The 13472-nt window shown below is 44.7% G+C and carries 14 protein-coding genes and 1 riboswitch; of the genes, 4 read left to right on the plus strand and 10 right to left on the minus strand.

Going from position 1 to position 13472, the window contains the following annotated elements; all coding sequences use genetic code 11:
* Positions 1–98: 98 nt before the first annotated feature.
* Entirely contained in the window at positions 99–734 is a 636-nt protein-coding gene (locus NB463_RS20840; protein WP_258432567.1) for a LysE family translocator, read from the plus strand.
* Positions 734–1300: a threonine transporter RhtB gene (locus NB463_RS20845; protein WP_203346396.1), complete on the plus strand. Its 567-nt coding sequence runs from the start codon at positions 734–736 to the stop codon at positions 1298–1300. Before NB463_RS20840 ends, NB463_RS20845 begins: the two co-directional genes overlap by 1 nt.
* 115 nt (positions 1301–1415) lie before the next feature.
* Here NB463_RS20845 and NB463_RS20850 read toward each other — a convergent pair whose 3' ends face one another.
* Complete coding sequence (locus tag NB463_RS20850; RefSeq protein ID WP_006741605.1) at positions 1416–2792, minus strand: alanine/glycine:cation symporter family protein; 1377 nt, start codon at positions 2790–2792, stop codon at positions 1416–1418.
* A gap of 122 nt (positions 2793–2914) precedes the next feature.
* Positions 2915–3014, minus strand: a riboswitch (glycine riboswitch).
* A gap of 528 nt (positions 3015–3542) precedes the next feature.
* Here NB463_RS20850 and NB463_RS20855 point away from each other — a divergent pair.
* A complete protein-coding gene (locus NB463_RS20855) occupies positions 3543–3701 on the plus strand; it encodes a hypothetical protein (RefSeq protein WP_005377784.1) in 159 nt (52 codons plus the stop codon).
* A 31-nt stretch (positions 3702–3732) separates the two neighbouring features.
* Positions 3733–4467, plus strand: a complete 735-nt coding sequence (locus tag NB463_RS20860) for a hypothetical protein (protein ID WP_046874891.1) — start codon at positions 3733–3735, stop codon at positions 4465–4467.
* Between the two features lie 91 nt (positions 4468–4558).
* Here NB463_RS20860 and NB463_RS20865 read toward each other — a convergent pair whose 3' ends face one another.
* From NB463_RS20865 to NB463_RS20905, 9 genes are all read right to left on the minus strand, one after another.
* On the minus strand, positions 4559–4942 hold the full coding sequence (locus NB463_RS20865; RefSeq protein WP_176320661.1) for a hypothetical protein: 384 nt from the start codon (positions 4940–4942) through the stop codon (positions 4559–4561).
* Between the two features lie 100 nt (positions 4943–5042).
* A complete protein-coding gene (locus tag NB463_RS20870; protein WP_258432569.1) occupies positions 5043–5408 on the minus strand; it encodes a VOC family protein in 366 nt (121 codons plus the stop codon).
* Positions 5409–5550: 142 nt separating this feature from the next.
* Entirely contained in the window at positions 5551–7500 is a 1950-nt protein-coding gene (locus tag NB463_RS20875) for an LTA synthase family protein (RefSeq protein WP_258432570.1), read from the minus strand.
* A gap of 186 nt (positions 7501–7686) precedes the next feature.
* Positions 7687–9099: a sensor histidine kinase gene (locus tag NB463_RS20880; RefSeq protein WP_257890142.1), complete on the minus strand. Its 1413-nt coding sequence runs from the start codon at positions 9097–9099 to the stop codon at positions 7687–7689.
* The gene (locus NB463_RS20885; RefSeq protein ID WP_005393404.1) at positions 9089–9745 is read right to left on the minus strand and encodes a response regulator; all 657 of its coding nucleotides are present in this window, start codon (positions 9743–9745) and stop codon (positions 9089–9091) included. Before NB463_RS20885 ends, NB463_RS20880 begins: the two co-directional genes overlap by 11 nt.
* A gap of 3 nt (positions 9746–9748) precedes the next feature.
* Positions 9749–10384: a tetratricopeptide repeat protein gene (locus NB463_RS20890; protein WP_065769759.1), complete on the minus strand. Its 636-nt coding sequence runs from the start codon at positions 10382–10384 to the stop codon at positions 9749–9751.
* 14 nt (positions 10385–10398) lie between these two features.
* The gene (locus NB463_RS20895; RefSeq protein WP_258432571.1) at positions 10399–11193 is read right to left on the minus strand and encodes an SDR family oxidoreductase; all 795 of its coding nucleotides are present in this window, start codon (positions 11191–11193) and stop codon (positions 10399–10401) included.
* 8 nt (positions 11194–11201) lie between these two features.
* Positions 11202–11885, minus strand: a complete 684-nt coding sequence (locus NB463_RS20900; protein WP_258432572.1) for a TenA family transcriptional regulator — start codon at positions 11883–11885, stop codon at positions 11202–11204.
* Between the two features lie 25 nt (positions 11886–11910).
* Positions 11911–13470, minus strand: a complete 1560-nt coding sequence (locus tag NB463_RS20905) for an AMP-binding protein (protein WP_258432573.1) — start codon at positions 13468–13470, stop codon at positions 11911–11913.
* Positions 13471–13472 lie beyond the last annotated feature (2 nt).

Raw genomic sequence — 13472 nt, forward strand, 5'->3', positions numbered from 1 at the left:
AAATTCACTCAGTTGTATAGCTCTCTTAAAAAAGAAGCTTGCGAATCTCGTGGATTGACGGTATTGATGACGGATTAACAATTAATTATCACGATAATATGGATATCTTGAATTTTGAGGCATTTATTATTGCCATCACTATTTTAACGCTAACGCCGGGTTTAGATACGGCCCTTGTTATCCGTAATACCAGTCGCGCGGGTTTAAAAGACGGATCTACAACCAGTTTAGGGATTTGCTTTGGCTTATTTGTGCATGCTTTCTTTTCAGCGGTTGGTATTTCGGCCATTCTGGCGCAATCTGCAGAGTTGTTCCAAATCGTAAAAATGATTGGTGCAGCTTATCTTATTTGGCTTGGTCTGAGCAGTTTAAAAGCCCTGATGTCGTCGAAGAATGGTTTGTCAGTGACTGAGCAGGTTCATGAAGTGTTTAATGGCAAACGCTCTTTTAGAGAGGGCTTTCTTTCTAACGTCTTGAACCCAAAAACGGCAGTTTTCTACTTGGCGTTCTTGCCACAGTTTGTGAATCCAGAAGGTTCTCCTTTGCTTCAATCAATGATGATGGCATCCGTGCACTTTATTATTGCGATGGTTTGGCAGTGTGGTTTGGCTGGCGCACTTAACTCAGCTAAGAGCCTGTTAAAGAATGCAAGCTTTATGAAGTGGATGGAAGGGGCGACGGGCGCTGTCTTAGTCGCACTTGGCGTAAAGTTATTGATTGAAAAGCCCGTGTAATGCGCAATATTTACCACCTTTTGATATTGCTCGTTGTGTTTATTACTGGCGTGGTTGGTGCCATTGTTTGGCAGACATGGCCACAGGTACAGTTTGCGCAACGTGGCATGACCTGGTCTTGGCACTGGGGCTATTTCGAGCCATTTTCCAATGGAATACAACAGACGCGAACTCAAGATACGAAACAGCTATTACTTCGACGTGTGTATATGAATGACGGTATTGTCGTTTTTGTCTCGACAACAATGGACAATAACTTTGAAGTTGATGTTGTAAAAGAGCAAAGCTGCGAACCTAAAACGACAACTTGGGCTTCAGTATCCGTTAACCATCAACGCATGAGACATGTGCCGATGGTTTGTGATGCACTGGGGCAGAGCTACTTCTATCGCTACATCGGGAAGCATCTTGAATCGATTGAAGTTGGGGTTGGAGATTCGTTCGTAACAGAGGCGTTTTCAGACTGGCCTCTATCAGAGCTGAAGTCGGATCAATTCAAGCAAAAAAATGCGAAGTTTTTTCAAGAACGTGGAGAAAAGGTTGAGCATCAATGGTTGCGAGATTAACCGCTTAGCTTAAGATAAAATAAAGCCCGCTGAATACCAGCGGGCTTTATGTTTTTTACCATTTCCAATTTACTTTCAGCGATTGACGGTTCATTACTGAACACTTGTCATGTCACTAAGCTTTTACTGCTTCAATTTCATCAGATTGCGATGCTGAGCTAAAGAACAGCTTGGTTTCTGCCAGTACGACGTGACGCAGTGCGATCAAACCGATTAGGTTAGGAATCGCCATCAGACCATTTACGATATCGGCGAGTAGCCAAATCATGTCTAGATGGAGGAACGCGCCTGATGCCACCAAACCAACGAAAATCAGCTTATAAGGAAGCACCGCTTTTGTACCAAAGAGGAACACAACGCAACGCTCACCATAGTAGTTCCATCCAAGAATGGTTGTGAATGCAAAAAACATCAAACCAATTGACACCAGCATTGGGCCAAATGTATCCGCATTCAAACCTACCGCAAAGGCATGAGTCGTCATTGCTGCACCAGAAAAGTCGCTTTGCCATGCGCCAGTAAGGATCAACGCTAGGCCCGTCATGGTACAAATAATGATGGTATCAAAGAAGGTACCTGTCATTGAAATCAGGCCTTGTTTCACACAAGAGTCTGTTTTCGCTGCCGCTGCTGCCATAGGCGCGCTACCCAAACCAGATTCGTTTGAGAATACGCCACGAGCGATACCTGATTGGATCGCCAACATGATACTTGCACCTAAGAAACCGCCGGTCGCTGCTGTTGATGTAAATGCTGAAACCAGCACTAATTCAACGGCATTGAACAATTGGTCTGCATTCATGATGATCACGCTTAAACACGCCAACACATAAAATACAGCCATAGTAGGAACCACTTTTCCTGCAACGTTAGCAATGGATTTGATACCACCCAAAGTCACGAAAGCAACCAAAAGAGTCAGTACAAAGGCAGAGAGCTCACGGTCAACACCGAGAGATATCTCACTTGCATCCAGAATCGCGTTTACTTGTGGAAACGTACCGATACCAAAACAAGCAACACCCAAAGCAAACACTGCAAACATGATCGCGAGGGCTTTTGAGCCAACACCGTATTGCAGGTAGTACATCGGGCCACCAATCATTTGGCCTTTATCATCGACTCTTCGGTATTTAACCGCTAACAAACATTCGGCGTATTTAGTCGCCATTCCGAAAAGGGCGGCGAGCCACATCCAGAATAGGGCACCTGGTCCACCAAGTTTGATCGCGGTGGCAACACCAACAATGTTACCAGTACCAATCGTTGCTGAGAGCGCAGTACAAAGTGCTGCAAAGCTAGAAACGTCACCTTGTTTATCAGATGACTTATCTTTACTGAATACCATCGCTAGCGCTGTTGGGAGATGTTTAAACTGGATCAAGCCGAGGCTAAAAGTGAAGTAAACACCGGTACCCACTAGCAAAATAAGCAGTGGTGGACCCCAGACAAAATTATCGATGGTTTGTAGTAAAGATTGTAGGTCGTTCATGATTTCCCCTTAATAAAACAACTAATAAGGAGAAGAGGGAAAGGACGAGATCAACGATCTCTAAAAGAACTAAGCTATTGGTTGTAGGCGGGAAGGCCAAGCAAAATAGTTAGGTTGTAACTTTCCACTCCTCTGTCCTTTTGCCTGAGAGTTTCACCTTGCGTGAGTGCAAGACTTGCTCCTTCGGCGACCGATTTAACGGTTCTCTCCAGAGGTTCCTCCAACTACAGTCCCCGCTACCTAGGTAGCACCTGAAATAGTTAATTCTTCGGCGAGTTATGCTAATCAAATGTTAAAATTTGATTAATAACCACTCTCCTGCAGTCTTCATCGGAACAATTACTCAATTAAATGAGTAAAGGTTAGTTAATGATGCTGGTCATCATTAACGTGTGAACTCTATCATGTTTTTGGTCCATTTCAACACCCTATATCAATTTATTTTCAACGAAATAACCCTACTTATTTTCACGAAGCTACATTTACCAAGTTTTTTGTGTGAGCAACTGCATAAACAAAACTCATTGGGCTAGGAAATAGAACCAAGAACACACTTCAGAACGATAAATGTGTTTCGATTATTACGGCATAAGTTATTCAATTGAGAACACAAATTTGATTAAAATCGAAGCACTTATTTTAAAATCTACGTTAAGTTGACCTTATGGGGCGTATAAATGAGTTACAATAAATCTTTGTGAAACCGTCTATGGACCTAGGCAGTTTTTCATGAGTGGACAAGGAGGCGGTATGACCAGATTATTAGCCATTGCGGTGTTGATTGCAGTAGCATTTGTGCTGTTTCGTTATCGAACCAATGAAAAAGTCCAAAAAGCGACCGTTATAACATTAATTGGCGCCTTTCTGATTTATACAGCATCAATTATGTTTGCGGAATTGATCCGCTAGCAAAGTAAAAGAGTCCTTGGAGTAGTATACGGTGAGTTCTCAGAACAAGATGGAAGAACAAGACGACGTTGTTGTCATTGAAGAGCGTGACAAACGTACTCATATCTATATCGCGATTGCTGCGGTATTAGGCTTGGCATTTGGTGGCCTTGTTGGATCGATTGTCACTGCGAACAAGTGGGAATCGACTTATCATGTGCTAGAAGAAAAATACCAAGCGTTGACGCAAGATAAAACGCAGTTGGTGTCTCAAGTAAAAGTGCGCGAAGAAGCGCTCGACCAAGAAATACAAGATAAAGTCACTGAACTGCTCGCTGCGAAAGATGAAGCGCACGAGAAAGCGCTTAAGAAGTTACAAAAGCAATTGACTGAGGTCGAGAAAGTTAACCTGTCGCTAGAGTCTCAATTGAAACAACAGGCAGATAAGATCAACACGACGAAGTCGGAAAATGAGAAGCTGAGTCGTCAAGCGGATATGCAAGCGACTATCTTTGAACGATCGCGCGAGGTGTTTCAAAAAGAGCTGAAAATTTCGCAAGAATTGGAGTCTCTAGAGAAAGAAAGGGCGAAATTATTGCCTAAGATCGAGAAACTCAAAAAAGAGTGTGATGTATTTTTGGAAGGTAAATCTTGGGACGTGAAATCGGACGCGTGTGATAAACACGATGAAGCCAATTCACGACTAAGTCAGGTCGATCAAATGATTGAAGTTTATAAAATGGATCTCAAGCAAATCAAAGCAATAACTGAAGATATCGGCCTCTAGATCTTTTATACCTGATTTTGGAAAGTAAAAGGAGCTCTTTAAGAGCTCCTTTTTCGTTGCTAGCTTTAAACTCGGGAGCTAGCGTTTATTCTTAGATACGCGAGGCGTCATAGCCTGAAGCAAGCAGCAATTCTCGCTCATGTTTAATCAGTTGGGCGCGATCTTCAATCAGTTCATTGAGAGCTAGTGAGGGCTTGCCTGCTAAAGCCTTGAACGACTCAAAAGATTCCGCGGTGTCGATTTTATCAATCATCTGACTGATGACATTACGAGCCTCACACGGGTTACTCGTAGTGGTAAAGTATTCCACTTGCTTTGCTGCCGATTTCATCTCTGCCAACAGCTCAAGTGGGCTGCTCTCTTTTGCTACCGCCATGTAGTTATCCAGCACGCGCTTTGCATAAAGCAGTTCTTTGAGGGGGATATCTCTTCCACTCTCGATTAGAGATTCGCTAAGGATCATACTTGAGCTCATGGGCATTCCTTCTTATATACTACGCAGCTTTTGATGTTTCCTTGAGTCTAATTTATTGAAGTCACATTGGGAATGGGTAAAAAGCATTTTTAACGCATTTTTATTCACTAATGAAAACGCGAATGCGATGTTTATCCGGATCGGTAGCCACAAAATTTAAGCCATACACCGAAGTCATTGGTGGTTGAGCAAACTCAACGCCCATGTTTTTCCAACTGTTGTAAACGTGCTCTAACGTATGGCGGTTGCGCACTGCAAATGATAACTCGGTGCCACCACCTTTGATGTCGCTGGAAGGGGAAAGAACATCACTTTGCTTGAGTGTCAGTTTTAAGCCATTTTCGAGTGGCATAGAAGCAAATGTTGGAGACAAAAACGTGACCTCACAATCAAACAGTTTCGAGTAAAAAGCTTGGCTTACGTGGATGTCCTCAACATAGAGGACGAATGAATTGATAGTTAGCATGGTCTGTTTCTCAATTTACTAGAAGTATGAGGTTGAATCTAACGGAAGGGTAAGACAGGTTTTGTCAGTAGAAGGTTCGAAGGAGAGTGTAAGAATAAAGAAAAGGAGCCATTTGGCTCCTTTTTAACTGAATCAGCAGATATTAGTTGGTACGTTTCGAAGCGTACCAGTTGTTTTGATACGCCTTAGATGCAAACAATGCGTTTGCTTTTGCGCGTTCAATAACGGATTCATCGACTTCTAGCGGTTTCATGGTTTGGCTTTCAAAGTCGTATTCCATGGTCGACACTTTTTCACCAGGAGAAAGCACAACTAGGTTGTCACGCGTTAAATAACCAAAGTTTTTGTCGTATTGCATCATTGCGCGTTCATCTTCGCGAGCCAGTGGTTTCGTTAAGTCACGACCAATCATCGGCGTTTTGGCGTCTACGCCAATAAGAGACAACAGCGTAGGCGGCATATCTATGTTGTTTGCGATACGGTCATCTTTACGTGGTTGAATGTCTTTACCAATGATCAATGCAGGAATGTGGAAGTGCTTAACTGGAACCAAGTTAGCGCCAGACACGCGGGCATCGTGGTCTGCAATGACAATGAAAATAGTATCATCCCAGTAGGATGAGTTTTTCGCCTTTTCAAAGAACGTACCCAAAGCGTAATCTGAATATTTCACCGCGTTGTTACGCGTCATGTGTTCAGAATCGTATGGCTCAATTTTACCTTTCGGATACTCATAAGGACTGTGATTGCTTGACGTAAAAACTAAGCTGAAAAAAGGTTTGTCGCTTTTTGAAAGGCGTTCAAACTCTTCGTCTGCTTTGTTGTATAAGTCTTCATCACTGACCCCCCAAGAGCCAACAAAGCTTGGGTTATTGTAATCATCTTCTTCGACGATTTGATCAAAACCATTACCGAAGAAGAAGGTTTTCATATTATCGAAGTTTGCTTCACCGCCATAAATAAATTGCGTGTGATAGCCTTGTGCTTTTAGTAAGTCTGCGATGGTAAAGAAGCCTGTTTGGCTTTTGCTTAGTTTCACCACTGCGCGAGAAGGGGATGGTGGAAAACCCGTGGTTACGGCTTCGATACCACGAACAGAACGAGTACCCGTTGCGTACATTTGCGTGAACTGCCAACCTTCAGCCATGAGTTCATCCAGGTTTGGCGTAAGAGGCAGACCACCCAAAGAACCCACAAATTGCGCTCCTAAGCTCTCTTGTAGCAAGATCACTAAGTTCTTACGTTTACCATGGTAAGTCGCAGGGTTACTGTTCATGGTTGGAAGCAATGTTGGATCAAAGTCGGACTTTTTTGACGAAGCGCGAACTAGCTCCAGCATTTTTTGATTGTCCATCTTGCCGTAGAACTGCTCAGCGCTCTTTTCTGACTTCATATTGTTGACAGCAAATAGCAATGAGTAAGACGAGTTTAATGCTAAGTCGTTAAGCAGTGGATCGTTCGAAAACGCCACCATAGCAGGGTTGAGCGGGCGGTGTCCCAAAGACGAACGAGCGCCTGCAACACAAAGAAGCACAACGAAAACCGCCAAAAGAGGGCGCCATTTCCAATTGATTTGTTGCGCGCTATCGGTCAGTTTTTTGCTCCATTTCCAGCCTAAAACTAGCGTCAAAGCGGTGCCGATTGCACCAATAAACAGTTCTAGTTTGTAGCCAGTCCAAAGCATGCTCATCACTTCTTTCGGGTAGATGAGGTATTCAACAAACAGGCGGTTCGGACGCAGGTCATATTCTTGAATGAAGGGCGCCGTTGCCAGCTCCATGTACACAAGAATCCATAGCCCTGCGACCATCCACAGGCGCAATACCCATTTCCAGCATTCTCCGACCTTGCCTTTTAGTGGCATGAAAGAAGAAAGTAGAGCAGGGAGGATGAACAACCAGCATAACGTTGCGATATCAACACGCACGCCTTGGCCTAGGATGTAAAGGAAGTCGTTGAAGGATTCAATACGATCAAACTGCCAAAAGGCGAGTAAAATGCGTGATATGGACAAAAATGTAAGTGAAAACAAAGAAAAAGCAGCAATTGGCTGCAAAGGCCCCCACACAGAGCCCTTAGATAAGTTTTTCATATTTATTCGAATAGTTTAATTGTTATGTTGTGTTGTTTTTAACAAAGCAAGCGTGAAATAAACGTGAATTATAATGTGGGTTTATGGTCGAGTAGTGTAAGTGTTGGTATGTCTATGTAAGTGTGGAATGAAGCTCATGTTCGGCTGGAACATAAATTAAACAGGTTATGGCCTGTATCGCTTTTGTTAGCACTTTGGGAAAGTGACGACAAACGTATTCCTACTATTTTCTCTGGGAATGAGCTCCAGTGTTGCACGGTGTAGTGCTGTAATGTCTTTGCAAATTGACATCCCTAAACCCGCACCGTCGCCATGTTCGGAATGACCCCGATAAAACTGTTCGAAGATTCTTTCACGAGTTTCTTTCGGGATTTCTGGACCAGTATCGGAAATTAAGACTTTGATTGTATTATTGTTCTCAGTGACGCTGACTTGTATGTCACTGTGCTCGCCGGAGTAACGAATCGCATTATCGACGAGGTTACGAAATAACACCTCTAACAACATTTGATCACCGGATATAGCGATGTTGGAAGATGATAAACTGATGTCTTGCTTATGCTTCAATGCTAACGGTGCCAAATCAGCAACAACGGTTTGCAACAAAGGGGTTAGCTCAACGGTGTCGAATACACGTTCTGATAAGCTATCTACTTTAGCTAAAGTCAGTAGCTGATGGATAAGGCGGTCAGTGCGTTTAATGCCTTGCAGAATGTTGTGTAAATCTCCTCTCAGTTGCTCCGGATCATTACTTTCAAGTGCATTTTCTACGTTAAGACGAAGGATTGTTAGTGGGGTTTTTAGTTCATGCGCTGCAGCACGTGTAAAGCGTTTCTCTCTTTGCCAGGCTAACTCTAGTTCCGAGAGGAGAGAGTTGAGCGAATCGACAAGTGGTGCGAGTTCAACGGTGTTGTCTTTTACATGAATGCGATCTAATCGGTGTACGTTTCTTTGTGTGATGGCGGTGCGCAGGTCGTTAATCGGTCGGAAATGTTTATCGATCAACCAAAACAGCAAAAGCAACAAAGTTGGTAGTATCAGCAATTGTTCTATTGATGTGGATAGGGCAATTTCGTGGATGATCTCTTTACGTATCTTGTATTTTTCTGCAACCACGACGTATTCATTATCATGTTTTGTTTGTGGTAGTGAAATCTGAAATGTACGCCATTGTGTAGCGTCTTTTACGATATCAGCGTAGCCGTTATTATCAAAGGACGTAGAGAGTGCGTGCAAGCTTTGATCAGAGCTCCAGATTAGTGTGTTGTCTCGATAGAATTGAAAAACCAAGTTTTGTTCATAAGGGTGGCCGAACTTTGTGACATTGTCGTCGTCAGACTTTGACATTGACTCAATGTTTTCCATCCACTCATTAAATAATTCTCGATGGTTAGCGAGAGTCCTCTCTTCCGTTGAAATTGAGAGCGTCAGCAACATTAATTTTGCGGATTGTCCAAGCCTAGCGTCATAAACTTCTTCGACCTCGTGCTTCGCAGATTGGAAACTGAAATAAAGTGAGATGAGTAAGAGAACACTTACCAACACGCCTACTGATAGAGTTAACTGACGTTTGATCGAGTACGACTTCTTATCTTTCAAGAATGTACCCCACACCGCGAATATTTTTAATGACCACTTTGGGCGCTTTTTTACGCAAATTGTGAATATGAACTTCGATAGCGTTGTCGCTTGAACCTTCATCCCAGCCGTGTAGTGATTGTTGCAATTGCTCCTTACTTTGCACGCGTCCGGCGTTCGTCATCAAGCTGGTGAGGATTTTAAATTCATTGCGTGTGAGTTTAAGCGGCGCGTCATCGTAGCGAATGCTTTGTTCCGATAAGGATAAAGATAACTGCCCAACTTGAATGATTTCTTCTGCACTACCGGATTGACGGCGAATCAACACACGCAAGCGAGCGAGCAACTCTTCGAGTGCAAACGGTTTTCCGAGGTAATCATCTGCGCCGCCATCAAGGCCTTGAACGCGATCGCGAATGTCGTCTCGTGCGGTAAGTATCATCACTGGGAGCTTAAATCCGCCTTTGCGAATATTACGCAGAACTTCCAATCCATCGATATCGGGGAGAGTGAGATCCAATATTACGGCGGTGAACGCTTCTGTTTTGAGTGCGCTAGTCACGCCAGAGCCTTTTTCCACCCAATCCACGGTGTACCCATGGCGACTTAATGAAGTCACCATGGATTGACCGAGTAGTTTGTCATCTTCTACGAGTAATAAGCGCATGGATTATTTCAAACTCCCAAGAGTCGCTTCAATTTCCAGTTTTCGACCTTTATCAGCCAAAGGTCGGTCAGGGCGAGGTGACGCCTGCATTGCGCGAGTCAAATACACTTTCGCTTCCTTGTCTCGACCTTCTTCTGCAAGGAAGTCTCCATAAAAATAGTTCGGATCGATGCCTTTTGGATTGATCTCTAACGCTTTTTTCAACATTTCTTCGGCTTTATCGTCATCACCAAAGCCAATTGGCCAGCCCGGAACTTTGTAATACAGAGAACCTAAACTGGTGTATGCAGATCCATCAAGCGCTTGCGGTGACGTTGCGATTACCCCTTCAAGTAAAGATTTGGCTTCTTTGGCGAGTGATAGTGCACCCAAGCCACCTTGAGCACCAGCCAGCGATGCTTTATTGATTGCCAGCCAAACAGTGAGTTCGGGATTGCCCGGTTCTCTGTCGAGATAAATACTGGTTTTGGCAATTGCGCGATGGAAGCATTGTTCCTTTTCGTCACCATCGGGCGTGCCGTACTGACATTCCGCCCATTTCTTTTGAACCTGTTGCAGCGGAGCATTGCCTGCCAACGCAGCGGTCGAAGCTAACGTTGAACAAACCGTCAAAGCGCAAAGTAGTTGTTTGGTCTTCATCGTCTATGTCCTCTTCAGTGACTGACTCGGTTTACGTATTGGTGAATGGTTTCTTGTTGCTTACGAATCGCAGAAGAAACCACGCTTGGAAGCAGTTGATTGATGCGTGCAAAAAGCTTTTCTGGCCAACCAATCCATTTCGCGGAAATTTCTTTTTCCAACATGGTGACAACGTGATTGGCAACAACTTGCGGCGAGTCCGTTTTGTTACCCAGTTGTCGATTCATTTCATTGACGGCATCGCTATTGAGTGAGGTTTCTGTCGCTCTTGGTGCCAAATACAGCGCACGAATTCCGGTTGCGAACAGCTCTCTGTCGAGCGATTCGGTAAAACGGTGCAAACCCGCTTTTGCCGCGCAATAGGAGGTATAGCCAGGGTAGCCAATTGAGCCGAATGTGGAACCAATATTGAGAATCACTCCAGGCTGCTTTAACCACGTCAACGCCGATTGGCACAGCAGCATCGGCGCAACGAGATTGAGTTGGATTTCGTCTGCAATCTGCGTTGGTCGTTTGTGACTTAACAACGAGAAATCGTTGCTGCCCGCATTGTTAATCAGTGCGTCCACTTTTTGATGTTGACGCGCTCGATCTTTTATCGCAGTTAATCCTTCTGATGAGGCGATGTCTGCAACGACTACGTCATGACGTTCTGGATTCGACAGTTCACGCTGTAGTGTTTGCAAGCTCTCTTCGTTTCGCCCAACAAGAATGAGGCTGGCACCGCGTTTGGCTAACTCTTGCGCGATGGCTTGCCCAATTCCGCCCGTTGCGCCTGTCAGGAGAATGGTGCTGTTGTTAATGATCATGCTTCACCTCACGCCGCTTGTTGGGTTGAGAAAGAAGGCAAAGAGCGCAGCATTTGTCCGTAAAGATCAAACACCATGTTTGCTGAGTCGATGATGATTTGTTGATCTGCCGCTTTGGTGATCTTGTTCATCAATGATTCAAAAAATTGCAGATGATCTTGGTCTAACACGCTATGTGAAACTAGGTAAGTCATTGCTGAAGAGGGTAGGTTGAGGGTTGACTGAATTTTTTCAGCCATTTGGCCACCAATGCCGACGCTGGTGCCTTCTAATACCCACACCATGCCAAACAGCGCGAGTGGGTTGTGGCGGTCAATGTTGTGGTAAAGGTAGGAAACCATCAGTTCAATCGGTGCACCTACTTGACCTACATCTCTGTTATTGCGCACTGCTTCGGCATCGCCGCCGCACGCTTTGATGTCATTTAAAATCCATTCTTGATGGCCTTTCTCTTCCTCGATGTACTCGGCAATGGCATCTCGTACCCATTCGTATTCGCCAGATAGTCGACCTCCACACGCCATCAGCAAGGGAACAGTGTGCTTAACGTGATGGTAAGCTTGGGTTAGAAAGGCGATATACATATCTTTGGAAATGTTGCCTTGTTGAACGTCTGCGATGACTGGCGCAGTTAACATTGCTTGTTGAGCAGCGGTAGTGCTTTGTTTGAGTTGTTCGAAAAATAAAGTCATAACCTTCTCCTTAAGAAGCCGTTAACTAAGATGCAGTTTGGAAAGACGTAATGTGTTGCTGGAAGGGCAAATCGATGCGTTGGATCTTTTGCGCTTGCAGCGTTAATTCAGGCGTTGTGCTCGCTAATAACTGAGCCACATCATGTTCGATTTGATTTCGTTTGAGCTTGCCGTTATCCGTGTACCAACCAGAGATGGCTCGTGGGTTGTCCAGCAGCAATAAGGTTCGGATTTGAGCGTAATCGGGTAGGGTTCGGTTTAATACATGAACCTTTGCTTCGACGTCTTCGCTATTGGCAATGACAGCACATAATGTTTGTTGGCTATCGCCTGTAACGATCAGTGGCGTCATCGGCAAAAACGCCAACGCTTCTGATTCAATCCATTCCGGTGAGACATTTCTGCCATATGCGGTGACGATAAGGTTCTTCTTGCGTCCTGAGAGAGTGACAAAACCTTGCGCGTCAATTTGGGCTAAGTCGCCAGTTGCCAACCATTCTTGAGTAAACGGCTCATTCAAATAACCAAGAGCAACGTTGCCTTTGACGAGCAGTTCACCATCTTCCGCGATACGAATCTGAGTGTGCGGAAGTGGTTTGCCACACGTTCCTGCTTTAAATGTAGCTGGTGTATTCAAACAAACGACGGAGCCACATTCAGACAAGCCATAACCTTCAAACGCAGGGATGTTCAGCGCATGCGCGGTGTTAATCAGTTGCGACGACACTCTTGCGCCGCCAACGGCGACAAATTTTAGAGAATCCACAAGAGAGGGCTGCTGTTTCGCGATGTGAATGAGCGCAAGCAATAATGCTGGTGTTAGCACTAAGCTTTCTGGTTTGATGGTCGCTAATGCTTGCGCAAACAAACCCGGTTCGAATTGGCTTGAACCGAGTAAGCCGGTTTGCTCTCCGGGTAAAATATATGACGTCACGCCCAACATGAGTGGAACATAAACGCCGGTTATGTTCTCGAGAAGCGTCGATAACGGAAGCAGCACTAAGTGCGAGTGCGCCGCGCTGTTTACTGCGTCGGCGAGCGATTTCGCCACCAAACACAAATGATCATTGCTTAAACACACGCCTTTAGGCTGACCAGTCGAGCCAGAGGTAAAGGTGATTTTTCCGGTTTCTGGTAGATAAGCTACCTGTGTACCTTCATCTCCCAACTGGTTACGACGCAGCAAAGGCAAATTGGTAATGGAAAACGGATGGTCTTGCTGGTTAAAGCTTTGCTTAGGATGAGAAGCCAACCATGCTTGCCAATCGCCAACTAAAGCATCTACGCCTGATTGCTCTAACGTATGTTCAACTTGTGCATCAGAGAAAAAAGTCGGAATAGGTACGACGACTATGTCTGCCGCCATCGCCGCCAAATCAACAATGGCCCAATCGATGCTGTTTTCTGCGCGTAGCGCGAGTGCTTTGATGTTCTGTGCAATAAGCTCGGCGGCAACGAGTTCGATCTTGTTTAACAATTCAGAGTAAGTCAGTTCAACGGTTTGATTCGCTTCGTAGCCGACAAGTGCTACTCGGTCTGGTGTCGTTTTTGCCCATTTTGTAATGGCATCGAGGAGAATATTCATAC

It is taken from the genome of Vibrio sp. RM-41-2B (assembly GCF_024744415.1).
Classification (GTDB): Bacteria; Pseudomonadota; Gammaproteobacteria; order Enterobacterales; family Vibrionaceae; genus Vibrio; species Vibrio diabolicus.